We start from the raw sequence: 23,809 nt of genomic DNA, 5'->3' as shown, positions 1-23,809 counted from the left end.
CGCTTGGCGGCACATGAAAAAGCAGGCCGCGGGAGTGCTCCCACGACCTGCATAAACTAGCTCATTGCGAAATTACTCGCCGCAAACCAGACGATCGAAGGCGACGACCTTGACGGTGTCACCGAGCTCCTTGGAGACCTTCTCGGCATAGGCCTTGATAGTGAGGCTGGAATCCTTGATGAACTCCTGCTCGTTCAGGACGATGCCCTTGAAGAACTTCTCGAGACGGCCAATGGCCATCTTCTCCTGGATAGCCTCGGGCTTGCCGGACTCGGCAGCCTGAGCCTTGTAGATCTCGACCTCGTGATCGATGACGTCCTGAGCCACGTCCTCCCGGACAGCGGCGATAGGAGCGGTAGCGGCGACCTGCATGGCCACATCATGAGCAAAGGACTTGAAGGCCTCAGCGGTAGCGGTCTCGGGCTTCTCAAAGGAGAACTCGACGAGAACGCCGATCTTGCCACCCATGTGGATGTAAGAGGCAACGCCACCAGCAGCGGGCTTGCGAACGGTGGTGCGGGAAACCTTCATGTTCTCACCGATGACGTGAATCATCTCGGTGAGGGCGGCCTCAACGGTCTCACCGTTCATCTCGCAGGCCATGAGGGCTTCGACATCAGCGGGCTCGTTGTCGCAAACGACCTTGGCGACCTCAGCGGCAAAGCCGGTGAACTTGGGGTTGGAAGCGACGAAGTCGGTCTCGCAAGCGATCTCGGCGAGAGCGCCCTTGGTGCCGTCCTCAGAGATGTAAGCGGCAACAGCGCCCTCGTTGGTGTCGCGACCGGCCTTCTTGGCGGCAGCGGCGAGGCCGTTCTTGCGGAGGATGTCGACAGCGGCGTCCATATCGCCCTCAGCCTGAACGAGAGCCTTCTTGCACTCCATCATCGGAGAGTCGGTCATCTCGCGGAGCTCCTTGACCATAGCGGCGGTGATCTGAGCCATGTTCGTTCCTTTCGAAGGAAGTTACCTAACGGGGTACGGTTGCCTACTCGGCAGCGGCCTCGGTGGCAGGAGCCTCAGCGGCCATCTCGGCCTCGGAGATCTGCTCCTTGCCGGAACCGGCGAGGCAAGCGTCGGCGAACAGCTCGCTCATGAGCTGGATCGCGGAGATGGCGTCGTCGTTGCAGGGGATGCCGTAGTCGACGACGTCGGGATCGGAGTTGGTGTCGATGAGGGCGACCACCGGGATACCAAGGCGCTTGGCCTCCTTGATGGCGTTCTCCTCGCGCTTGGTGTCGATGACGAAGAGAGCAGCCGGGGTACTCTTGAGCTCACGGGCGCCACCGAGGTTGGCCTGCAGCTTGGCGAGCTCCTTACCCAGGACAGCCTGCTCCTTCTTGCCGCGCAGGGCCATGGAACCGTCGGCAACCATGCCCTCGAGCTCCTCGAGGCGGTTGATACGGGAGCGGATGGTCACGAAGTTGGTGAGCATACCGCCGAGCCAGCGCTGGTTGATGTAAGGCATGTTGGCGCGCTCGGCAGCGGCCTTCACGGCCTCCTGAGCCTGCTTCTTGGTGCCGACGAAGAGGACCTTGCCACCCTTGGCAGCGGTCTCCTTCAGGAAGGTGTAAGCCTTGTCGGCCTCGACGATAGTCTGCTTGAGGTCGAGGATGTAGATGTTGTTGCGCTCACCGAAGATGAACGGCTTCATCTTGGGGTTCCAACGACGGGTCTGGTGACCGAAGTGGCAGCCAGCCTCGAGCAGGGTACGGATGTTAATCTTGGTAGCCATGTTTACCTCCCGGTTTTTCTTTCGCACGGTGTCGACCACTCCGACCACTCGAGCCTGTGCTACCTTAGCCCGAGCACCGCGGCCGGCGTGTAGCCGTGCGTGTGTGATGGAACGTTGCGTACTCGCAACCTGATGCATGGTAGCAGGTCCGACCGCCATTGCCAAGGGCCCACAAACTCTATCCACGAGGATGCGCCCGCGCGACGGCAGATTTAAGTCGATCCGGCGTCAAATGCGTGTAAATCTGGGTCGTAGAGAGACTTGCATGCCCGAGGAGCTCCTGCACGCTACGAAGGTCCGCTCCCCCGCCGAGCAATTCAGTCGCAAACGTATGGCGCATCGCATGGGGCGTTATGTCAGAGGAGATACCGGCCCTTCTTTTTAATACGTCAAAACGATATCGCAGCGCATCGCTGTTCATCGCCCTTCCCCGGTCGGAGACGAACACCGCACGGCACGCGTCGCCGCCGAACGCGGCCGGCCGCAGCAGATTGGGCCTTCCGTTTTCAAGATACCTCTCGTAAACCTCGATCGCCCTCGCATAGAGAGGGACGATACGCTCCTTGGAGCCTTTGCCCAGAAGGCGCACTTGCCTCTCAGCCACGCAGACATCGCCGACCTCGAGCCTAGAAAGCTCGGAGATGCGAGCGCCCGTGGCGATAAAAAGCTCGAGCATGGCGGCATCCCTCAAGCCGGCTGGACATGAAAGATCAGGGGCATCGAACAAAGCCGCCAGCTCCTCCGCGGTCAGCACATGAGGAAGCTCCCTACGCTGCTTGGGGGCAACCGTCGCAAGAGGGACCGCTCCCGCCCGATGTCCCGAATATTCCAACCAGCGAAAGAACGATCGGAGCGTGGAAAGGTGCGCGGCGACCGTAGTCGAAGCACGACCATCGCGACGAAATTCGGCAAGATAAGACCTCAAGCCCCGAGATGAAGGATCGAGTCCATCGACCGCGTGCGATTCGCACCAATCGGCGTACGCTTCCAAATGCTGGCCGTAGGCCCTGACCGTCTCGGGAGACAACCCTTCAACGCACGAGATGAAAACGATGAAATCATCAATCTGGGCAAGCAGCTCACTTTGAAGACTGGAGGGCGCCACCTAAGCCCGCCCGCGCTCGCCGAACAAATCCGGTCGAGTTGAGATGTAAGTGTCGAGATCGGCGAGTGCGCGAGCCGAATAAGCGGCATAGCGATCACGCTTGCTGCGGCGCTTGCCGTCCTCAAGCGGGGGAACCACACCGAAGTTGACGTGCATTGGCTGGTAGTCGACCGTATCCTTCGAGGTCGCGTACGCGACAAGTGAACCAAAGGCGCCCGTGAGCGGAAGCGACACGCGGTCGATGGAGCTCAAATCTGCAAACGTGTTGAGCGCGGCGAACAGGCCAGACGCAACCGCTTCGGTATAACCCTCAGTTCCGGTGATCTGACCGGCAAGACGAACCCGAGTTCCCGGAACGGCAAAAGACCCATCCAGCACGCGCGGTGCATCGACGAACGTGTTTCGGTGCATGACACCGTAACGGAAGAACTCGGCGTTCTCCAGGCCGGGAATCATGCGGAACACCCGCTTTTGCTCACCGAACGTGAGGTTCGTCTGGAACCCGACAAGATTGTATGCGGTGCCTTCCGCATTTTCAGAACGCAGCTGAACGGCGGCCCAAGGACGCCTGCCCGTACGCGGATCCGTCAAACCCACGGGCTTCATAGCGCCGAATCTGATGGCATCGTGGCCAGTTCGCGCAACTTCCTCGGCCGGCTGACAGGCCTGGAACAAATCGCGGCGCTCGAAATCTTTCAACACAATACGTTCGGCACCAACGAGCGCATCGATGAATGCGTCGTATTCATCCTTAGTGAAGGGGGCATTAAGATAATCCCCGCCCCCCTGCTCGTCGTAGCGAGACTGGGTGAACACGATCGACCTGTCGATCGTCGTCGCATCGACAATCGGCGCGGCGGCATCAAAGAATGACAGGGCATCCCCGCCCACGAGCTCGAGCACCTTGTCGGAAAGGGCGGGAGAGCACAACGGACCTGCAGCGATGACGCAGGGACCCTCAGGGATATCCACAACCTCCTCGCGAATGACCTCGATAAGGGGACGCCGAGCCACCTCTTCCTCAACAAGGGCGGAGAAGCGCTCGCGATCGACGGCGAGCGCCCCTCCAGCGGGGACCGCAGCGCGCTCAGCGCAATCGATGAGGACTGATCCCATCCTGCGGAGCTCCTCCTTGAGAAGCCCGGCGGCGGAGTCCACGCGAGTCGACTTGAACGAGTTAGAGCAAACGAGTTCAGCAAGCGAGCCGGTATGATGCGCAGGAGAAGAATGATCGGGCCGCATCTCATACAGGCGAACGGGTACGCCGCGATCGGCGAGCTGGCAGGCGCACTCGCTGCCCGATAGACCTCCGCCGATAACCGTCACGCGTTCAAAGCTCATATTCATCTCCCTTATGTCGAATGCATCTCAACCATTCTGCCCCAAGCGCGTGAGCGCGTGAAGCGCAATGCTGCTCAGCGCCAACCTTCCATCAACCAATCGTTCAACGACGCCATGAACCTCGAGGTCTCCAATAAGCTGCAAGCACGCAAGAGGATCGACCCGAAGGGCGGCCGCAAGATCATCGACTCGCATCGGATTGGCCAGAAGCATGTCCACCATGCGACGACCATTCGGATCCAAACCGTCCAATCCGCGTGCATCGGGACGGGAAAACCGCAGAGTCCCGTATATTCTCGAAATGGCGACCTCGAGGGCCTCCTCATCTGCAATGCAACATGCCCCGTTGGCTATGAGGTAATTCGCACCCCGAGACTCGGGGGAGAATATCGAACCTGGAGCGGCCAATAGCTCACGACCCAGCGCATTCGCCGCCTCGGCGGTGCTGAACGTACCCGAGGGCATGCCGGCCTCTGCAACGAACGTCGCCTCGGAAAGAGCCGCTATCACCTGGTTCCTTTTAGGGAACGCCCATTTCATGGGCTGCGTACCCCACGGCTCGAGCGACAGCACGCATCCTCCCTGAAGCAATGAATGATCAATCAATCGGCCGGCACTCGATGGATACACGACGTCTGCACCCGTCCCCAAAACCACGACATGCCGTCCCCCAGCATTCAGCGCACCCATCCCTCCAGCCTGATCGCATCCTCGAGCCCCGCCCGAAACCACAACGACCCCAGACTCCGCTGCGATCCGACCGGCCATCTCCGCAATTGCTCGACCATAAGGAGTTGATTTCCGTGCGCCGATGATCGAGAGAGACGGTGCATCCAAAATGCCGGGATCACCCCTCACGTAAAGGGTCTGTGGCGGATTCGCGAGCTCCGCGACAGTCTTTGGGTAGCGTTCATCCCCTCTATGAAGCTCGATACCATCAGCAGGCTTCCCCATCTCCCCTCCTTCCCTGCAGCAGCGATGCCTCCATAAGATGGGCAGGCTCGATGGTCTGCGACTCGGCCATGTCGGCAATGGTGCGAGCAACCCTTGCAAGTCGCACGATCCCCCGACCGGTCAGGTGCTTTCTCCTCGCGATTTCCAGAAGGGCGGTTTTCCCCTCGCCGCTAAGAGCCTGCGAGGCGATAGCCGCATCGATACTTGTCGGCCCATCGTGACCGTCGCCGTCCCTTTGACTGGCGACTCTCCACGAACGAAACTCTCGACCACGTATCACGTCTTCGAGCAACTCCGAGCTTGTTTTCCCCTCCGCTCCCCGGACAATCAGGTCGGGATCCGGTCGCGCAACGTCCACAATCAAGTCGATTCGATCGGCGAGCGGGCCTCCGAGCTTCGTCCGATATCGCTCGATGGCGGCATCCGAGCAACGACAAGCAATATCGCGATCGCCGAGGTATCCGCATGGACAAGGATTGCTCGCGGCTATGAGTTGAAACCGCGCGGGGAACGTGAAGGCGCCATCGACGCGTACAACGCGGATGCTTCCTTCCTCGATTGGCTGCCGCAACATCTGAAGCGAGGTCGAGGGAAACTCTCCGAGCTCATCCAGATACAGGACGCCGCCATGTGCCAAGCTGATCTCACCCGGATGCACGGGCCTGCCACCGCCAACCAAACCGGCAACGGAAACAGAGTGGTGTGGGCTCCTAAAAGGTCTCTCACCCCGGAGCAGGGAATCGACCGGCTCTCCCAATACCGAGTGGATACATAGCGCCTCCTGGCGCTCATCCTCATCAAGAGGCGGAAGGATTGTCGTCATCCTCTTCGCGAGCATTGTCTTACCCGATCCGGGAGAACCGATCATGAGCATTCCGAGGCCGCCAGCGGCCGCGACGGCAATCCCTCTTTTCGCGATCTCCTGCCCAACAACATCGCCGTAATCTAGCGGCGAAACCAAAGGATCGGCAGGGACCTCAGTCGAAGCGGGCATACCAAGCGCCGTTTCGATACCGAGTCTCAAATGGCCGATATGAGACAAGATGCCACAGGCCACACCTTGAACTGGAACATGCGTGCCGCCCTGTCCGCCGGCGAAGGAAAGGGCGTTGTCCCGCGCGAGCAGCTGATATGCGACTTCTCCACTGACGGCGTTGACCGAACCATCGAGCCCGAGCTCACCCGCGAAAAGATAGTCGTCGAGTCCGGAAACTGGGATTTGATTGGTTAGGGCGAGAATGGCCACCGCAATGGGAAGATCAAATCCCGAACCCGTCTTCCTAACGTCTCCAGGCGCCAAACTCACCGTTAACGCACACCGCGGAATCTCAAAATCGCTCGCGCGCAAGGCGCAGCGGATGCGAACCCGTGCCTCCTGTACGGCAGCGTCGGCCATGCCAACGATAGTCAGACCGGGAATCGTGCCCGATGCGGACACTTCCACTGTTACGGGGAACGCCTCCACGCCGTGAATGCATGCAGCGTGGACGGCGTATACCCTGCGAGACCCGGGCATCAGCGACCCGACCAATCAAACGCGCCGCATAGGTGCCTTATCTCACCGATGTTGGCGGGCCTGAGGGTCACCCCTATGACATCAAATCGGATGGATGGAACCGGGTAATGATCCGCCGCGTAACACAGGGCGATCCGACGATACCTACGCTGCTTCTCAGGGGTAACCGCTTCTTCGGGATACGCGCCGCCTCGCTCAGAACGCGAACGCCTCGTCTTAACCTCAACCAACACAACACCGTCGTCATCCTGATCATAGGCGACAAGATCGGCCTCCCCCTCAGGGCAACGATAATTCCGATCGATGATGTCGTAGCCTCTTTGCTCAAGATATCGCGCAGCGAGCTCTTCACCCACGGACCCCAAGAGCTTGTTCGACATGCCATCGGCATCCTGATGACCAAACACGATATCATCGCCCGAAAGCATACGGTCGACCAGTTCTCGCGCGAGATCCCTTTGCCTGTTCGTTCCCATAGCGCCTCCTCACATCGGGTGAGTCGAAGTATGGACCCGAGCATTTGAATGACCTCAGGGCAATACGAACGCGATTCCAAAGCACGTTGGAACCAATCTGCCCAAAAGAGAAAACGCGAGATACCGTGCGGTGGTTTAGTAGAGAAGGGCTGGAAAACGCTAAAAAAGACGAGCGGTCTCCAGGAAGTTACCGCAAAAACTCACGCGATGGACGGGAGAAAGGCCGTGATCCTTGATTGCCTGGATGTGTTCGGCCGAGGCATAGCCCTTCGATTGCGCAAGATGGTATTCGGGATATTCCGCATCTAGCTCAACCATGAGCTCGTCACGAGTCACCTTGGCGACGATGGAGGCGGCGGCAATGCAGGCGACCTTGGCGTCACCCTTCACAACATCGCGCTCATTGGGAACGGCACCCAACGGATTGCCGTCCATGAGCACGCAGTCGGGCTCCAGGCCCGTGTCGGCAACGGCACCTGCGACCGCCTCACGAAGGGCGCGGGCCATGCCGATCTCGTCGATGCGTGCGGGGGCGATATGGCAGATGCCAACAGCCGTTGCGACCTCCGCGATTCGAACGGCGAGTATCTCGCGCTTTGCGGGAGTCAACTGCTTGGAATCATTGATTCCCCAAATGCGCGGCTCGGAGGGAAGGCATACGGCGCAAACGGTCAGAGGGCCGGCAACAGACCCGCGCCCCACCTCATCGACACCGACGACGATCCCCTCACCGCCAAGCTGCGCCATGGTTTCGTACATCGCATCGACGCGCTCGCGCTCCGCACGCTCCTTAGAAAGCCGCTTCAAGGCGCGTTCGCACGCCTTTTGAACCTGCGCCCGCGGATCCTCCGAATACCGATCGACCAAAGCCTCGATCTGGTCGATGGACGCACTGCTCAGCTCGGCGGCGACCTGGGCTGCCGACGCGGAACTCGTCATATTGGCCATACCGGCTCTCCCTCTCAACGCTTGGGCGCACCTTCGATGTACACGAAAACGGGCCGCCCAAAGAGCGGCCCGTTTCCTGTTGCGGATCTGTACTCCGCGAAAAGCGACTTAGCGCTTCTCGGGGATGCGGGCAGCCTTGCCCACCTTGTCGCGCAGGTAGTAGAGCTTGGCGCGACGGACCTTACCGTGACGCACGACCTCGAGCTTAGCGATCTTCGGGGAGTGAACCGGGAAGGTACGCTCGACACCGACGCCATAGGAGACCTTGCGGACCGTGAAGGTCTCGCGAGAACCGGCACCCTGGAGACGGATGACGTCGCCCTGGAAGACCTGGACGCGCTCGCGGTCACCCTCCTTGATGCGGTAGTGCACCTTGACGTTGTCGCCGACCAGGATGCGAGGCATGTCCTCGCGGATCTGCTGACGCTCGATTGCGCGGATGTAATCCATGACAGATTCCTTACTCTTCTAGAGGTGCCGCACGCGTACGCCGGCACATAGGTTGAACAAACAGCTAGGTAGTATACACAAGATGCAGGTCGAACCCAAGGAAAACCTCAAGTCCTCCACGGGAATCCCCGCACCGAGAACCCCCGAGAACACCCATGCTCCCCCACCATGCCCTCACCGGGACGAAACGAAGACCGGCAGGCGTCACGCATCGCGTTGGCGAAGGTTGATCTGACGCTTTCCCTGCTCGCCCACCGGCTCATCGAACTCGTAGACACCCAAGGACTTCAAAAACGGGCGCAGGCGCTTATACCCGTAGTTGCGAACGTCGAAATCGGGAAGACGCTTCCCGAGCTGATCGCCAAGCAGTCCCAGGGAGATCCATCCATCTTCATCGCCAAAGGAATCGATGACGGCGTTGATGGCGCAGCGAATCGCACGCAAGTGGCGGCGCTTATCGGCTCGACTCATCTCGCCGAACGCCACCTCCCCCTCAAGCTCATCATCGACATCCTCACAGGCGCAATCGCAAGGCTCGGACGTATTGCCGCCGGCATCGCCAGGCCGACGGCGACGTCGACGGGAGGGCGACTTTCCCGACGATGCCACCGCATCAGTGTCGTCATGGGCATCCTGTGCGTCTTCAGATTCCTCGTCCTGTCGCTGGGCATAGAGCAGATCGAGGTATTTGAACTGGTTGCAGGCAGAGATGAACGGCTTGGGGGTCTTTTGCTCGCCCATGCCGATAACGATCATGCCGCTCTCGCGCAACCGGGCGACGAGTCGCGTGAAATCGGAATCGGAACTCACGATGGCAAATCCGTCAACCGTTCCCGAATACAAGATGTCCATCGCGTCGATGATCATCGCGGAGTCGGTGGCATTCTTGCCATACGTGTAACTGTACTGCTGCATGGGGATGATCGAATGGTCGAGCAGGCAACTCTTCCAACTCGCCAATCGCGGACTCGTCCAATCGCCATAGATGCGCTTGTACGTCGCGACGCCCGCGTTGGAAATCTCATCGAGGATGACCTTGATGTACTTCTCGCTGACGTTGTCGGCATCGATCAAGACGGCGAATCTCAGTTCGGAAGTCGTCTCAAACATCTTTTCCTTTCAGGCCATTCGCACACAGCGACCCCGCTCGCACATACGCGGGCGGGGTCGAATGTCAGCTGCGAGCGATAGCCACTCTTACTCCTGCGGGCTCTTGGGCATGAGCGGATTCTCGCGAGTGAGAAGGCTCATGAACTCATCACCCGTGATGGTCTCCTTCTTGTAGAGGTAATGAGCGAGCTCATGCAGCTTGAACTTGTTTTCCTTCAAAATCTGCATGGCGCGCTCATGCGCCTCGGTAATGAGCTTGAGGACGGCCGCATCAACGCGCTCCGCGGTGCCCGGGGCGCAGGTAAGCGACGTGTCCTGGTTGAGGTAGGCGTTCTGAACGGTGCCGAGCGCCATCATGCCGAACTCCTCGGACATGCCGAACCGTGTGATCATGTTGCGAGCGAGCTTGGTCGCCTGCTCGATATCGTTCGCGGCGCCGGTGGTCATCTCGCCGAAAATGAGCTCCTCGGCGGCACGGCCGCCGCAATAGACGGCGAGCTTGTCCAAGACCTCTTGCTTGGTGGTGAGGAAGCGCTCGTCCTCCTCCACCTGCATGGTGTAGCCGAGGGCGCCCGAGGTGCGGGGCACGATGGTGATCTTGGTGACCGGAGCCGAGCCCTTCTGGCGAGCCGCTACGATGGCGTGGCCGATCTCGTGGTACGCGACGACCTGCTTCTCGTGGTCGGACAAAACGGTGGACTTGCGCTGCTGGCCGGCGATGACCACCTCGACGCTCTCCTCGAAGTCCTCCTGGCTCGCACGCTTGCGACCGAGGCGGACGGCGCGAAGGGCGCCCTCGTTAATGATATTGGCCAAATCGGCGCCGGAGGCACCGGGCGTGGCACGGGCGATCGTGGTCAAGTCGATGCCGGGCTCGGTCTTCACATCCTTGGAGTGAAGCTCGAGGATGGCCTTACGACCGGCCAGGTCGGGCAGCTCGACGGGCACGCGGCGGTCGAAGCGACCAGGACGCAGCAATGCGGCGTCAAGCGAGTCTGGACGGTTGGTGGCCGCAAGGACGACGATGCCCTTCTGGTTGTCGAAGCCGTCCATCTCGGTGAGAAGCTGGTTGAGCGTCTGCTCGCGCTCGTCGTTTCCAGAGAATCCGCCACCGTCGCGCTTCTTGCCGATGGTATCGATCTCATCGATGAAGACGATGCAGGGGGCCTTTTCCTTGGCCTGCTTGAACAGGTCGCGGACCTTAGCGGCACCGCGGCCAACGAACATCTCGACGAACTCGGAACCCGAAATGGAGAAGAACGGAACACCGGCCTCGCCGGCGACAGCCTTGGCGAGCAGGGTCTTGCCCGTGCCGGGAGGACCCACGAGCAGGGCGCCACGCGGCAATTTGGCACCGATCTCCTCATACCGCTGCGGATTCTCGAGGAAGTCGACGACCTCCTTGAGGGATTCCTTGGCCTCCTCCTGACCAGCGACATCCTTGAAGGTCACGCCGACATCCTTGGATGCGACGATGCGCGCACCGGACTTGCCGAGGTTGCCGCCGCCCAGGCCGCCGAAGCCGCCACCGGAGAAATCCATGGAGGGGTTGTCGTCTCCCATGGCCTTCTTCATGCGACGGTTGAGCCACCAGCCGAGCAGGAAGAAGATGAGCATGGGCGCGAACACGGTCACCATCAGGTAGGTCCACATTCCGGAATCCTGCTTGGGGATGGTGACCTTGAGCTCGGCACCGGCTTCCTCGATGCGGTTCGTCAGATCGACATCGGTGGGCATGGTGGTGGTGCGATAGGCCTTGTCCTTCTCGCCCTTGCGCGTGTACATGGCCTGCGCGTCATCGGTTGTATAGCTGATCTCCTTGACCTTTTTATCCTTGAGGTCATCGAGCAGCTGGGAATACGTGACATCCTCGACCTGCATGCCGCCGTTTTGGAAGCTCGGGAACAGCACATTGCTGAGAACGAGGTACACCGCGAAGGCGATGAGCACGTAGAGGATCATGTTGCGTCTACGTTTGTGATCGTCCATTTCCATGGAAAGACTCCGTCCGTACGTTCAGTATCTGGTTCAGGATACCCCGCGGGCCGCAATCTAAACGGATGAGTGAGGCGCTAGATGGAGAGCTCGAGCTTATCCCGGCGGCGCTCGGCATGGCTGAGCCAATGACCGAAGTGATGATAGGCGACGAACAGGCAGGCCGTGAGAATCCATGTGACCGGATACACCATCAGCATGGTCTGAAGCGTATGGTGCATCGGCACCACGACGAGCAGCCAGATGACGCGGAACACCACGGTGCCCACGACCGTCAGCAACATGGGGCGCAGGCTCTCGCCGGAGCCGCGGATGGCGCCCGACGTGTTGTCGACGATCGAATAGAACAGATAGAACGGAGCGATGAAATGAATCATGGTCGAGGTGTAGCCCACCACTGCAGAGTCATCGATGAAGAATCGGGCCAACGGGTCGACGAACGTGATGAGGAACAGCGCCATCGAGCCGATGAGCGTCACCGTGATGACGAGCGAGGTGTGATAACCGCGGCGCATGCGATCGTAATTCCGCGCGCCGAAGTTCTGGGCGGAAAACGTGGTCATGGCGACGCCGAGCGCCTCGGTGACCATCCACACGATGCCGTCCAGGCGGGCGGCAAGGCCCCACCCGGTCACAGCGTCCGCGCCAAAGGAATTCACCGTGGACTGCACGATGATGTTCGAGATCGAATAGAGCGAGGCTTGGATCCCCAACGGCAGGCCGGTGGCGACCATACTCTTGCAGATGACGGGGTCGATGCGCAGTCGGGAGAGCTCGAGGCGCCACGGGCCATCGGCGCGAATGAGGCGCAAAAGCACCATAGAGGCGTTGATCGCAATAGTGAGAGCCGTCGCGATGCCGCAGCCCAGAGCCTCCATCTTGAACCAGGCGACGAAAATCAGGTCGAAGACCACGTTGAAAATGCAGCCGCTCGCGATGATGAGCGCGGGCGCACGCGTATCTCCCACGGCGCGCAGAAGAGCAGTGCCCATGTTGAGAACGAGCGAGAACACCATGGCGCCGAAATAGCAGCGCGAATAAGCCACGGCCTCCCACATGAGCTCGTCCGGCGTCCCCATAAGCGTGAGGACGCTCGGCAAGAAGATGACTCCGAACACCGATATGCAAGCACCGATGATGAGCGCGAGCGTCATGGCGGTGTGGACGGAACGAGAGAGGCGGTCGTCGTCGCGCTGGCCGAAGAACTGGCCGGTAATCACAGCGCAACCGGCACCAAGACCGACGCAAAATCCAATTGCAAGCTCCGAAAGAGAAAGCGTGGACTGAATACCGCCAAGTGCGATCTTGCCACCGAACTGCCCGACGATATACGTGTTGATGAGGGCATAGGCCTGCTGGAAGAAGGAACTGAAGAAAATGGGCACACATAGGGCAAGAAGCTGACGCCAAATGACACCCTGTGTGACGTCGATCGAACCATTCCCGGCACGTTTTGCCATATGCTCCCCCATCCCCGTTCAACTGCAGCCATACGAGCCTACGGCAACAACATGGGGACCGCAACCCTTCGCCGATTATCGGCAGGTCGCAGTCCCCAAACAACGCGGCGTTAAAGCACGAAATGAAAAAGGTGCGAAAGCAGGCTAGGCAAACATACCCGGACGGTAGTGATAGCCGTTATCGACATGGGGGCAGAGCTGCCAGAACGCCACGGCACTCGCCGCAGCTACATTGAGGGAGTCCACGCCATGTGCCATGGGGATGCGAATGGTCTTATCGCACCCCGCAATAGTCTTGGCTTGCAGTCCCGCACCTTCGGTGCCCATGAAGATGGCATGGCGTTCGATATCCAGAAGCGACGGATCGTCGAGCGAGACGGAATCATCGGAAAGAGCCATGGCTGAGCACGTGAACCCTGCACCCTTGAGGACCTCAAAGCCATCATGCGGCCATATGCGCGCCTCGCTGCCGATGCGCGTCCAAGGAACCTGGAACACCGTGCCCATGGACACGCGCGCGGAACGACGATACAGCGGATCGACGCACGTGGGGCTTACCAGGATGCCGTCGATATTGAGCGCGGCGGCGGAGCGAAAGATCGCACCGACATTCGAATGGTCGACAATGCCCTCGAGCACGCACACGCGCACCGGGCGACCACTGGCGCGCTCGACGAGACCGTCGAGAAAAGCGCCCGGATCGGCAAGCGGCGGTCGGCGAAACGCCGCAAGGGCTCCACGCGTGACGGAGAAGCCCGTGAGCTGCTCCAGCAGGTCCATCGCCCCCACAAAAACAGGGATCTCAAGCTCAGGATGCGCATCGGCGACCTTGTCGAGCAGCGGTGACAGCTGCTCGAGCCAACGCTCCCCCAACAGAAAGCTCACCGGCTCGAGTCCCGCCTCAACCGCGCGCTCGATGACTTTACCGCTCTCCGCGATGAAGATCCCCTTCTCAGGCTCCAACACAGATCGCAGCTGGCGCTCGGTGAGCTTGGTGTACGCCTCGAGACGCGGGTCGTCGAGCGTCTCGATACGGATGATCTGAACGCCCGCCATCAGCAGTCTCCGCGGCGATACGTGACGAACTCAAATGTGATCCCCTCATCACCCTGTCCGGGCTGGACCGTCTGGACATCGGATCGTTCCGCGACATACCAGGCAGGATCCAGCGAGAGATCGGGGAAATGTGTGTCAACCACATGCGTCACATGATTATGGGTGATCTCGGCCTCGCAACAATACGGCAGGAACTGCCCATAGACCGCTCCCCCGCCGATCACCCAGGCAACATCCTCATCCGCAACCGCAGCAAGCGCCTCGTCGACCGAATGAACGACCTCGATACCCTCGAGGGAGAACGCCTCGTCGCGCGTCAACACGATGTTGCGACGGTCCTTGAGCGGACGTGCGCCCGGAAAGCTCTCGAGCGTCTTACGGCCCATGATGACCGGATGCCCCTTCGTCTTATTGACGAAGTGCCTCATATCCGCACGATTGGACACGACCATGTCCCCATCGCGCCCAATCCCCCAGTCGTCGCATACCGCGACGATGGCCTTGAGTTCACATGCCATGATGCCCGCCTAGACCGCGATCGGAATGTTCTTGACCTGAGGACCATGGCTATAGTCCTCAACGATCAAGTCATCCGTCGTGAAATCATAGAAATTCGTGACCTCGGGGTTAAGCGAGACCTTGGGCGCCGGATACTGCGGACGCTCGATGAGCTCGCGCACGATGTCGACATGACGGTCGTAAATGTGTGCATCGACAATCACGTGCAGAAGCTCGCCCGCAATCATGTCGCAGTGACGCGCGACCATCATGAGCAGGATGGCGTACTGGCAAACGTTCCAGTTGTTTGCAGCGAGAATGTCCTGGCTGCGCTGCATGAGGACCATATTGAGCACAGGTTTATCGCAACCGGGCTCAGAGGTCACGTTGTACGTGACGCTGTAAGCGCACGGATACAGATGCATCTCCGAAAGATCGGAGAAGGTGTACATGTTCGTCATGATGCGGCGCGAGTACGGCGTGTGGGTGAGATCGTACAGGACGCGGTCCATCTGATCGAAGTCACCCTCCTTGTAGTGCGACTTCTGCGCGATCTGATACCCGTACGCCTTGCCGATCGACCCCGTTTCATCGGCCCACTGATCCCAGATATGGGAATTGAGGTCGTTGATGTTGTTGGACTTCTTCTGGTAGATCCACAAGATCTCGTCCATCGCGGACTTGAGCGCGGTGCGGCGCAGCGTCAGCGCAGGGAACTCCTCACGCAGGTCGTAGCGGTTGGTGACACCGAAGTTCTTGATGGTGTAGGCAGGGGTGCCGTCCTCCCAAACTGGGCGGACCTTCTCGCCCTCCGTGGTCGTACCGTGATCGAGGATGTCTCGGCACATGGACACGAATAGTTTGTCAGCCTTGCTCACAAGAACCTACTTCCGCTTGAACTGATCGTTCATCTGCATGAGCTTGTCCATATCGGACATGCCTCCGCCCATGCCGCCCATCTGATTCATGAGCTGGTTCATATTCACGCCGCCCATACCGGGGATACCGGGCATACGCATCTTCTTGCCCTTCTTCCCCTTCTTGCCCTTTTTGCCGGACATCTGCTGCTGGGTCATGGCGCGCATCTTACCCATCATCTTGTTCATCTCACCCCACTGCTTCATCAGGGCGTTCACGTCGGTCGGCGTGAGACCGCAGCCGCGGGCGATGCGGGCGCGGCGCTGACCGTTGATGATGGAGGGACGACGGCGCTCCTCGGCCGTCATGGACAGGATAATGGCCTCATTGCGATCGAAGATTTTCTCGTCGAGGTTGCCGCCCATCTGGTTGAGGGCGCGCTGGCCACCGGGAAGCATGCCGAGGATGCCCTTCATGCCGCCCATCTTCTTAACGACCTTCATCTGCTCGAGCATGTCGTCCATCGTGAAGCCATCGCGCAGCATGCGCTCGGCGGAGGCGAGCTGCTCGGCGGTCGCGGCCTCCTGGGCCTTCTCGATGATGCCGATGACATCGCCCATGCCGAGGATGCGCTTGGCCATGCGCTCGGGATTGAAGACCTCGAGGGAATCGGGCTTCTCGCCCATAGAGACGAACTTGATGGGCTTGCCCGTGACCTCGCGGACGGACAGCGCGCCGCCGCCGCGGGCGTCACCGTCGAGCTTGGAGATGATCACACCGTCGAAGTCGGTGCGCTCGGCGAAGGTGGACACTACATTGACGATATCCTGACCGGTCATCGCGTCGACGACCATGAGGACCTGATCGGGCTTGACCGCCTTCTTGATGTCGACGGCCTCCTGCATCATCTGCTCATCGATCTGCAAGCGACCGGCGGTGTCGACGATGACCACGTCGCGCATGTTGTCGACTGCCTCGCGGATAGATGCGCGGGCGATATCGACCGGATGCGCGCCATCGCCGCGGAACACTGGCACGCCGATCTCGCCGCCGAGGGTGGCGAGCTGATCGGCAGCGGCGGGACGATAGACGTCGCACGCGGCGAGAAGCGGGCTTCTGCCCTGCTTCTTGAGCATGTAGGCGAGCTTGACGGCCGCGGTGGTCTTACCGGAACCTTGCAGGCCCACGAGCATGATCACATTGGGGATGCGGCTTGAGAGGACGAGCTTGCTCTCGGTTCCGCCGAGCAGCTCGGTGAGCTCGTCGAGGACGATCTTGACGACGTTTTGCGCCGGAGTGAGGGACTCCATGACCTCGGAGGTGAGGCAGCGCTCCTTGGTGCGCGTAACGAAGTCCTTCACGACGCGGTAGTTGACGTCCGCCTCGAGCAGGGCCATGCGAATCTCGCGCATAGCGGCGTTGATGTCCGCCTCGGTGAGCTTGCCCTTGCCGCGCAGGCGGTCGAAGGTATCGTTCAGGCGATCGGAAAGCGAGCCGAAAGCTGCCATGGATTCTCCCAACAATCAATGCGTCTCAAATCGGGGCAGGCGCGAAACTGAGATCGGAACAGGACTGATGAAACCTCGACGTGAAACCTGCCTTCGGGCCGAGGTGTTTGACGATGCGAGCTAATTCAGACCGACGAGCGCGCGACAGAAAGACGAGGCGTCGAAACGCTGCAGGTCCTCGACCTGCTCACCGACACCGATACGGTAAATCGGCAATTTGAGCTGCTCGGCCACCGCCAACGCGATACCGCCCTTGGCCGTACCGTCGAGCTTGGTCATGATGATGCCGTCCAAGCCGAGGGCCTCGTTGAACTCCTGGGCCTGGGCCAGGCCGTTTTGACCGGTGGCGGAATCGATGACGAGCACGACGTGCACGGGCATGGGGCCCGCGGCGCACGACTCGGCGCGCTTGCGGGTGACCTTCACGACCTTGGCGAGCTCGCGCATGAGCTCGGGGCTCGAATGCAAACGACCCGCCGTGTCGATGAGGACGAGGTCGCTACCCAGCTTGTCTGCCTGGTCGAGCACGTCGTAGCAAACGCTCGCGGGATCGGAACCGCGATCGCGCTTGATGACGGGCACGCCCGCGCGCTCACCCCACACATCGAGCTGCTCGATGGCCGCGGCGCGGAACGTGTCGGCACTGCCGATCACGACGTTCTTGCCGGCGCCCGCCTCGGCGCTCGCGATCTTGCCGACCGTGGTGGTCTTGCCAGCGCCGTTGATACCCACGAACAGCACGCAGCTCGGCGTATCGTCGAAGATGTCGGACTCGGGTTCGACGAAGAACTCGCACAGGCGCTCGGCAAGGGCGACGCGCAGCTGATCGGCGGTCTTGAGGTTCTTGCGGGCCGCGGTCTCACGCAGGTCGTCGGTGACGCGCATGGCGATCTCGCCGCCCATGTCTCCCATGACGAGGGTGTCCTCCAGGTCCTCCCAGAAGCTCTCATCCACCTCACCACCGAAGTAGAAGACCTCGTTCAGGGCCTCGCGGCTGCGCTCCAGTCCGCGCTTGAGGGAATCGAACAGACCCATTAGGCATTCACGACCTTTCCGGTTTCACGATCGAGTTTCTGGCTGACCACGCGGCTGACTCCGTCGGCCTGCATGGATACGCCGTACAAAACGTCCGCATCCTCCATGGTGCGGCGCTGATGGGAGATGACGAGAAGCTGCGTCGACTGACGCAGATAATCAATGGCGCCGATGAGCTTGGACAGGTTCGAGTCGTCCAACGCGGCCTCGACCTCGTCGAGCACGTAGAAGGGCACCGTGCGCGTGCGATACACCGCGAACAGCAACGCGAGCGCCGTGAGGCTCTTCTCGCCACCGCTCATGAGCATCATCTTGGTGATGCGCTTGCCGCGCGGCTGCGCCACGACCTCGATGCCGGTGTCCGCCGGATGCTCGGGGTCGGTCATCTCGAGATGGGCCTGGCCGCCCGGGAACAGCATCTGGAACACCTCGCGAAAGTTCTCGTCGACCTTCTCAAAGGTGGTGAGGAAGCTCGCGCGCATCTTGCGGTCGATGGCGGCGGTGATTTTAGTGAGCGCCTTACGTGCGTTCTCGAGGTCGGCCAGCTGATCCGCGATATAGTCCGCGCGGTTCTTGAGCGTCTCGTACTCCTCCATGGCAACCTGGTTCACGGGGCCCAGGTTGTTGATCTGGCGGACGAGACTGTTGAGCTCACGCTCGGCGGCGGCGCGGTCGGTCGGCGCGGGGAGCCTGAGGGCGTCTTCGAGAACGGTCGTGCCGTCGGCGGTGATCGCCTTGACGGCGGCATCCACCTGAACCTCCAGCTTGCCGCGGGTGATCTTGTGCTCGTTGACCGACGACGAGGCCATATCCACCTCGACTTTGGCACGGGCGACCTCGGCCTTGGCATCCTCGATCGTGCGCTTGAGCGAAGCCGAGTCGGCCTCCTCGAGCGACGCGCGGTCCCTCAAGCGGGCAGCCCAATCAAGCGCACGCTCGGACAGTGCCTGATAGCGATCATGCAGCGGGTCCACGCGCAGGCGAAGAACCTCGAGGGAGCGGGCGGACTGCTCGGTGCCGCGAATGCGGCGGTCGATGCCGTCAAGGCGCTTCTCGAGCTCGGGAACGCGGGCGGAAAGGCTGCGCACGCGCTCGTTCGCGCGAGCGAGTCGGACCTTGGCGTCGGCGAGCTTGGAACCGGCCTCGGAATCATCGCGGCGAACGCGCTCGAGATCGTCCTGGGCGTCGGCCAGGTGACGGGTTGCCTCATCGACGACACCGCGGGCCTCATCGCGCTGGATCTCAAGCTCGTCCACACGCGGCTGGGCGGCCCGAACTGCCGCCGCGGCGTCCTCGCGGCGCCGAGCCAAGTTGGCGCGCTCCGCCAGCTTCGTGGAGAGAGAGTGCTCCATACGGCCGATTTCGGAAAGCAGGGACGTGCGCTCGCCCTCAAGGCGCGAGATCTCCCCCGCAATCTCACCATCACGACTTCGCGCATCCTCGATGGCCTCATTCGCCTCGGCCACACGGCGCTCGGCGGCGTCGAACACGGCGCACAAGTCGGGCTCGAGCCCTTCGAGTTCGCGAATGCGGCGTTTACGCTCGAGCGCGCCGGAAGCCGCGCCGGAAGAACGACCGACGCGCACGACGCCACCATCGCGAACGCGGGCGCCGTCGGACGTGACATACAAAACACCCGGGCAGACCGGCGCCTGAAGAGCCTCTTCGAGGGAATCCACGAGGTAGATGCCGCCAAGCAAGGCGCAAACAACGGGTGCGTACCCGTCACGCACCTGCAAGAGCTCAACCAAGCGACGGCCCACGGCTTCAGGCAGACCGGCGGCAGGGGCGATGTCGCGAGAGACCATCAGCGTTTCCCCAGAGGCGTCGTCCATGGAAAGCGCGAACTGCGCGGCGGACGCGAGCGCGGCGGAGTCCAAGCACACCAGGGCATCGATGTCCTCGGCCAAGAGCTGCTCGACGAGGCCCTCGAGCTCGCGTGGAGCCTCGATGAGATCGCCCAATCGGGCAGCGATCGCCTGAGGTCGATTGCTCACCACACGCGCGGCGAGCGGCGATGAGTCGGCGAGGCTTGCGTCGAGTTTACGCAGACCGGAAAGCTCGGAGCGGACGTCCGCCAGTTTGGTGCGGGCATTGCCCTCCTGCTCGCGGAGCTGGGCGAGTGCCGAGATCGCGACATCGAGCGCGTCTTTGGCTTCCTGGCGGCCCTTGCGGGCATCTTCCAGCTCCGCCTCGAGCTCGACAGAGCGATCGCGACGATGCTCGAGAGAGGCTCGAAGTTCATCGGTCTCGTCATCCACCTGCTCGAGGCGCTTGGCATACATGCCGTCCTCGATCTCGGCGTTGGAAAGGGTCTCCCGAACCTTCACGAGTTCGAGCGCGGCGTTGTCGGCATTGCGCTGGGCGTCGCGCACGGAACGCGTGAGCGTGGAGATGAGCTCATCGAGCTCGACGCGGCGAGCATGCAGCTCGTCGGCGGCGGGCTCGAGGGAAGAGACGTCGACCCCGGCAACCTCTGCCGCGGCGCGCTCCTCATCGAGCTGGCGGTTGATATCGGACAGTTCCTCAAGCGTGCGCTTGCGCTGATGCTCCGAGGCAGAAAGGGTGCCGCGCATCTCGGAAAGGCGCGCGACCATGTTGCGGCCCTTCTCCTCGAGCAGGCGCATATCGGAGCCGATGCGCCCGACAACGTCCTGCATATGGCGGCGCTGCTCACCCAGATCGCCTACGAACAGGCCCTTCTCCTCGAGCATGACCTGGAGCTTCTCAAGCTCTCGCTCCTTTTCGGAGAGACGGTAGCGCGCAAGCTCGAGTGCCGCCGCGCTCTCACGCGAGGCGGATTCGAGGTCGACCCACTGGGCCTGGAGCTGACGAAGCTCATCGACGGCGAGGATCTGGGTCAACTCGTTGGCGCGCGTGGACAGGTCCTTGTACTTGCGGGCACGATCGACCTGGCGCTCGAGGGGCTTGAGCTGACGAGAAATCTCGCGATTGATGTCACGGGCACGGGTAAGATGCTCGTCCATGCTCTTGATCTTGCGCAGCGCACGCTCCTTGCGGCGCTTATGCTTGGAGATGCCAGCGGCCTCCTCGATGAGGCTGCGACGCTCCTCGGGGCGGCTTTGAAGGATCGCATCGAGCTTGCCCTGGGAGATGATGGAGTGCGTGTCCTTGCCCAGGCCTGAATCATGCAGGATATCCTGGATGTCCATCAGGCGGCAGGGGCTCGAGTTGATGAGGTACTCGCTCTCACCCGAACGGTACATGCGACGCGTGATCGCGACCTCGTCGAAATCGACGGGCAGCATGTGATCGGAATTGTCGAGTACGAGCGTGACTTCCGCGACGCCGACCGGCTTACGCGCGGAAGAACCGGAGAAGATGACGTCCTCCATGGCCTGACCGCGCAGCTGCTTGGCGCTCTGCTCGCCCAAGACCCACAGGATGGCGTCGGAAACATTGGATTTACCCGAGCCGTTAGGTCCGACGATGACCGTCAGACCCGGCTCGAACGTCATGTGAGCGCGGTCCGCGAAGGATTTGAACCCCTTGAGGGTCAGCGACTTCAGATACACGCGACCCCCTGTTACCCGAGTTTCTTTTTCAAGATGACACCGTTGGTGGTGTAGCCCATGCGCTCGAGGGCATCAAGAGCGGCGGCCGCCTCGGCCTCCTTCTTGGAGGAACCGGTACCGCGTCCGCGACGGATGCCGTCCACGAGTGCGACGGCGGTGAAGGTCGGCTGATGCGCCGGGCCATCCTCGCCGATCACCTTGTAAGCAGGAGGGTCCATGCGGTCGGACTGGACGCACTCCTGCAGGTAGCTCTTGGGATTGGAGGGGTGCTCGGCACGTTCATCGGCCAGATGGGGCTTGAGCGTGCGCGTGATGAAGGCCTCGGCGACATCCCAACCGCCATCAAGATACAGGGCGCCGACCAGGGCCTCGTAGACGTTCTCGAGAGCGGAATGCATGCCGCGGGCACCAGTCCCCTGCTCGGAGGCGCCCAGGATGATGATCTTGTCGATCCCCAGCTCAAGTCCGACTTCGGAGAGCGTGGCGCCCGAGACAAGCGAGACCTTGAGACGGGTGAGTTTGCCCTCGTCGAACGCCCCATAGGTCTTGAAGAGCGAGAGCGCGACAATCGAACCGAGAATCGAGTCGCCCAAAAACTCAAGGCGCTCGTAAGAGGCCGAAACGGGCTCCCCCTCAACGGCCGAGGGGTGCGTGATGGCACTGCGAAGCAGTTGTACGTCAGTGAACTCGTGACCGCAGATCTCCTGCGCGAGCGCGAGCTTATCCGCGATGGACAAAACCTACTCCCCCAGGGTCTGCGCGATGGCGTCGATGGCCTCGGCCACGGAGTTGATGGACATCAGCTTGTCGTCGTCGATCTCGATGTCGAACTCATCCTCCATAGCGGTGACGAGCTGCAGGCGATCGAGGGAATTGGCATCGAGGTCATCGAAGGTGGTCGCCTCGGACAGCTCGTCCGCCTCAACGCCGAGGACATCGGACGCGATATCGCACACCTTGGCGAAAATATCATTACGATCGAGTGCCATGAATAGCTCCCTTCCGATTGGCCGGCGCAGCGCCGACCTTGCACATATGGTGCTCATTCTACCCCAAGCAGCGCCCTCGACCCGCGTACACGGAAAGCGTCGCAAGGTTCGCATTTCAAGGATGTATGCGCGGCCACAGGCGCAGCGTATGAAAAACCCCGGCCCTCAACAAGCGAAGAGCCGGGGAATGTACGTTAGCTGTGGGGACGCTACCTACGCCTCGAGTCCCATGGACTCCCGGACTCGTTCGACAAGTCCGCCGCGGACTGCCTCCGCGCAGGCAAGCGTACCGTTCTTTACCGCCTCGGCGCTTGTTGCGCCATGGCCGATCATGACCACGCCGCGCAGGCCCAGCAGGATCGCACCGCCCTTGGCATCACCGGAAAGCTTGTGCTTGAGGGCGCGCAGCATGTCCCTCATGAGCAAGGCCGCGACCTTGCCCTTGAGATTCGCGGTCATGCCGGCCTTGAGCTCGTCCATCATGAACTTGGCCGCACCCTCAATGGACTTGAGGGCGATATTGCCGTCGAAACCGTTGCATACGACAACGTCGACCGACCCACTGGTGATATCACCGCCCTCGCAGTTGCCGGCAAATCCGGGAACGTGCTCCGCCATGAGCGGATAACAGGACTGCGTGAAGACACTGCCCTTGTGCTCCTCCGTACCGTTGGAAAGCAAACCGACGCTCGGCTCATCGACGCCGAGGACACAGCTCGCATAGGCAGCGCCCATCTGGGCGAACCGAACCATATCCCACGGCTCGACATCCGGGTTGGCGCCCATGTCGCACATGACGGTCAAGCCGCCGCGGCGATTGGGCAGAGCGTTTGTGAGGCAGGGGCGAATAGCGGTCTTCTTGCCATCGCGATCGGCCTTGAACGGGGTGACGTAGGCGGTGCCCGCCGCGGTGACAGCGCCGGTGGACCCGGCGGAGAAGAAGCCGTCGGCCGCGCCCTTCTTGACCGCGCGACATCCCAGGACGATAGACGATTTACGCTTGGTCATGACCGCGTTGATAGGATCGTCCTCCATGGTGATCACATCGGGCGCGACGAGGGACTCGGCGCGTTCATGGGATTCGCAGAACGGAACAACGACATCCTCGGGACCCGCGACGAGCACCGTCAAAGACCGATCAGCCTCAAGGGCCGCCTCGATACCCGCGAGAACCACCTCTGCCGGCTCATCTCCGCCCATGGCGTCGACGCAGATGCGAACATCGCTCATACGTAGCCTCTC

Annotated in this window: 21 protein-coding genes; all 21 read right to left on the bottom strand. The window is 61.3% G+C overall.

Going from position 1 to position 23,809, the window contains the following annotated elements; genetic code table 11:
• Positions 1-72: 72 nt before the first annotated feature.
• Entirely contained in the window at positions 73-942 is an 870-nt protein-coding gene (gene tsf / locus FY258_RS03575; protein ID WP_118103183.1) for a translation elongation factor Ts, read from the bottom strand.
• A gap of 43 nt (positions 943-985) precedes the next feature.
• On the bottom strand, positions 986-1,732 hold the full coding sequence (gene rpsB / locus FY258_RS03570; protein WP_039910265.1) for a 30S ribosomal protein S2: 747 nt from the start codon (positions 1,730-1,732) through the stop codon (positions 986-988).
• Between the two features lie 178 nt (positions 1,733-1,910).
• Positions 1,911-2,837, bottom strand: coding sequence for a tyrosine-type recombinase/integrase (locus FY258_RS03565; RefSeq protein ID WP_118103181.1), 927 nt, complete (start codon positions 2,835-2,837; stop codon positions 1,911-1,913).
• Entirely contained in the window at positions 2,838-4,178 is a 1,341-nt protein-coding gene (trmFO, locus tag FY258_RS03560; RefSeq protein WP_118103179.1) for a methylenetetrahydrofolate--tRNA-(uracil(54)-C(5))-methyltransferase (FADH(2)-oxidizing) TrmFO, read from the bottom strand.
• Positions 4,179-4,205: 27 nt separating this feature from the next.
• On the bottom strand, positions 4,206-5,132 hold the full coding sequence (locus tag FY258_RS03555) for a DNA-processing protein DprA (protein WP_118103177.1): 927 nt from the start codon (positions 5,130-5,132) through the stop codon (positions 4,206-4,208).
• Positions 5,116-6,648 carry a YifB family Mg chelatase-like AAA ATPase gene (locus FY258_RS03550; protein WP_118103175.1) on the bottom strand — a complete coding sequence of 511 codons (1,533 nt, stop codon included), beginning with the start codon at positions 6,646-6,648 and terminating at the stop codon, positions 5,116-5,118. Before FY258_RS03550 ends, FY258_RS03555 begins: the two co-directional genes overlap by 17 nt.
• Positions 6,648-7,124, bottom strand: a complete 477-nt coding sequence (locus FY258_RS03545) for a YraN family protein (RefSeq protein WP_118103173.1) — start codon at positions 7,122-7,124, stop codon at positions 6,648-6,650. Before FY258_RS03545 ends, FY258_RS03550 begins: the two co-directional genes overlap by 1 nt.
• Before the next feature lie 159 nt (positions 7,125-7,283).
• Positions 7,284-8,072 (bottom strand): ribonuclease HII, encoded by a 789-nt coding sequence (gene rnhB / locus FY258_RS03540; RefSeq protein ID WP_118103171.1) that lies wholly within the window; start codon positions 8,070-8,072, stop codon positions 7,284-7,286.
• Positions 8,073-8,180: 108 nt separating this feature from the next.
• Positions 8,181-8,522, bottom strand: coding sequence for a 50S ribosomal protein L19 (gene rplS / locus FY258_RS03535; protein WP_006721252.1), 342 nt, complete (start codon positions 8,520-8,522; stop codon positions 8,181-8,183).
• A gap of 204 nt (positions 8,523-8,726) precedes the next feature.
• On the bottom strand, positions 8,727-9,632 hold the full coding sequence (locus FY258_RS03530; RefSeq protein ID WP_118103169.1) for an NYN domain-containing protein: 906 nt from the start codon (positions 9,630-9,632) through the stop codon (positions 8,727-8,729).
• 87 nt (positions 9,633-9,719) lie between these two features.
• Positions 9,720-11,627, bottom strand: a complete 1,908-nt coding sequence (gene ftsH, locus FY258_RS03525) for an ATP-dependent zinc metalloprotease FtsH (RefSeq protein WP_182279400.1) — start codon at positions 11,625-11,627, stop codon at positions 9,720-9,722.
• Between the two features lie 77 nt (positions 11,628-11,704).
• Positions 11,705-13,087, bottom strand: coding sequence for an MATE family efflux transporter (locus tag FY258_RS03520; protein WP_182279399.1), 1,383 nt, complete (start codon positions 13,085-13,087; stop codon positions 11,705-11,707).
• Between the two features lie 144 nt (positions 13,088-13,231).
• Entirely contained in the window at positions 13,232-14,143 is a 912-nt protein-coding gene (locus FY258_RS03515) for a TrmH family RNA methyltransferase (protein ID WP_118103165.1), read from the bottom strand.
• Entirely contained in the window at positions 14,143-14,661 is a 519-nt protein-coding gene (locus FY258_RS03510; RefSeq protein ID WP_118103163.1) for a dihydrofolate reductase, read from the bottom strand. Before FY258_RS03510 ends, FY258_RS03515 begins: the two co-directional genes overlap by 1 nt.
• Before the next feature lie 9 nt (positions 14,662-14,670).
• Positions 14,671-15,519, bottom strand: a complete 849-nt coding sequence (gene thyA, locus FY258_RS03505; protein ID WP_118103161.1) for a thymidylate synthase — start codon at positions 15,517-15,519, stop codon at positions 14,671-14,673.
• Positions 15,520-15,525: 6 nt separating this feature from the next.
• Positions 15,526-17,007 (bottom strand): signal recognition particle protein, encoded by a 1,482-nt coding sequence (ffh, locus tag FY258_RS03500; protein WP_118103159.1) that lies wholly within the window; start codon positions 17,005-17,007, stop codon positions 15,526-15,528.
• Positions 17,008-17,127: 120 nt separating this feature from the next.
• Positions 17,128-18,042: a signal recognition particle-docking protein FtsY gene (gene ftsY, locus FY258_RS03495; protein ID WP_118103158.1), complete on the bottom strand. Its 915-nt coding sequence runs from the start codon at positions 18,040-18,042 to the stop codon at positions 17,128-17,130.
• A complete protein-coding gene (smc, locus tag FY258_RS03490) occupies positions 18,042-21,578 on the bottom strand; it encodes a chromosome segregation protein SMC (RefSeq protein ID WP_118103156.1) in 3,537 nt (1,178 codons plus the stop codon). The genes ftsY and smc overlap by 1 nt, the downstream gene beginning before the upstream one ends.
• Before the next feature lie 11 nt (positions 21,579-21,589).
• On the bottom strand, positions 21,590-22,315 hold the full coding sequence (gene rnc, locus FY258_RS03485) for a ribonuclease III (RefSeq protein ID WP_118103154.1): 726 nt from the start codon (positions 22,313-22,315) through the stop codon (positions 21,590-21,592).
• Between the two features lie 3 nt (positions 22,316-22,318).
• The gene (locus tag FY258_RS03480) at positions 22,319-22,567 is read right to left on the bottom strand and encodes an acyl carrier protein (protein ID WP_006722721.1); all 249 of its coding nucleotides are present in this window, start codon (positions 22,565-22,567) and stop codon (positions 22,319-22,321) included.
• Positions 22,568-22,780: 213 nt separating this feature from the next.
• Entirely contained in the window at positions 22,781-23,797 is a 1,017-nt protein-coding gene (plsX, locus tag FY258_RS03475) for a phosphate acyltransferase PlsX (protein ID WP_118103152.1), read from the bottom strand.
• Positions 23,798-23,809: the final 12 nt, after the last annotated feature.

This window comes from Collinsella intestinalis (assembly GCF_902364775.2).
GTDB lineage: Bacteria > Actinomycetota > Coriobacteriia > Coriobacteriales > Coriobacteriaceae > Collinsella.
This window is presented reverse-complemented; position numbering and strand designations above follow the sequence as displayed.

What these genes read in the sequence shown, in the direction of transcription:
- tsf (WP_118103183.1), bottom strand. Translation starts at nt 942, where the DNA reads ATGGCTCAGATCACCGCCGCTATGGTCAAGGAGCTCCGCGAGATGACC.
- rpsB (WP_039910265.1), bottom strand. Translation starts at nt 1,732, where the DNA reads ATGGCTACCAAGATTAACATCCGTACCCTGCTCGAGGCTGGCTGCCAC.
- trmFO (WP_118103179.1), bottom strand. Translation starts at nt 4,178, where the DNA reads ATGAGCTTTGAACGCGTGACGGTTATCGGCGGAGGTCTATCGGGCAGC.
- FY258_RS03555 (WP_118103177.1), bottom strand. Translation starts at nt 5,132, where the DNA reads ATGGGGAAGCCTGCTGATGGTATCGAGCTTCATAGAGGGGATGAACGC.
- FY258_RS03550 (WP_118103175.1), bottom strand. Translation starts at nt 6,648, where the DNA reads ATGCCCGGGTCTCGCAGGGTATACGCCGTCCACGCTGCATGCATTCAC.
- FY258_RS03545 (WP_118103173.1), bottom strand. Translation starts at nt 7,124, where the DNA reads ATGGGAACGAACAGGCAAAGGGATCTCGCGCGAGAACTGGTCGACCGT.
- rnhB (WP_118103171.1), bottom strand. Translation starts at nt 8,072, where the DNA reads ATGGCCAATATGACGAGTTCCGCGTCGGCAGCCCAGGTCGCCGCCGAG.
- rplS (WP_006721252.1), bottom strand. Translation starts at nt 8,522, where the DNA reads ATGGATTACATCCGCGCAATCGAGCGTCAGCAGATCCGCGAGGACATG.
- FY258_RS03530 (WP_118103169.1), bottom strand. Translation starts at nt 9,632, where the DNA reads ATGTTTGAGACGACTTCCGAACTGAGATTCGCCGTCTTGATCGATGCC.
- ftsH (WP_182279400.1), bottom strand. Translation starts at nt 11,627, where the DNA reads ATGGAAATGGACGATCACAAACGTAGACGCAACATGATCCTCTACGTG.
- FY258_RS03520 (WP_182279399.1), bottom strand. Translation starts at nt 13,087, where the DNA reads ATGGCAAAACGTGCCGGGAATGGTTCGATCGACGTCACACAGGGTGTC.
- FY258_RS03515 (WP_118103165.1), bottom strand. Translation starts at nt 14,143, where the DNA reads ATGGCGGGCGTTCAGATCATCCGTATCGAGACGCTCGACGACCCGCGT.
- FY258_RS03510 (WP_118103163.1), bottom strand. Translation starts at nt 14,661, where the DNA reads ATGGCATGTGAACTCAAGGCCATCGTCGCGGTATGCGACGACTGGGGG.
- ffh (WP_118103159.1), bottom strand. Translation starts at nt 17,007, where the DNA reads ATGGCAGCTTTCGGCTCGCTTTCCGATCGCCTGAACGATACCTTCGAC.
- ftsY (WP_118103158.1), bottom strand. Translation starts at nt 18,042, where the DNA reads ATGGGTCTGTTCGATTCCCTCAAGCGCGGACTGGAGCGCAGCCGCGAG.
- FY258_RS03480 (WP_006722721.1), bottom strand. Translation starts at nt 22,567, where the DNA reads ATGGCACTCGATCGTAATGATATTTTCGCCAAGGTGTGCGATATCGCG.
- plsX (WP_118103152.1), bottom strand. Translation starts at nt 23,797, where the DNA reads ATGAGCGATGTTCGCATCTGCGTCGACGCCATGGGCGGAGATGAGCCG.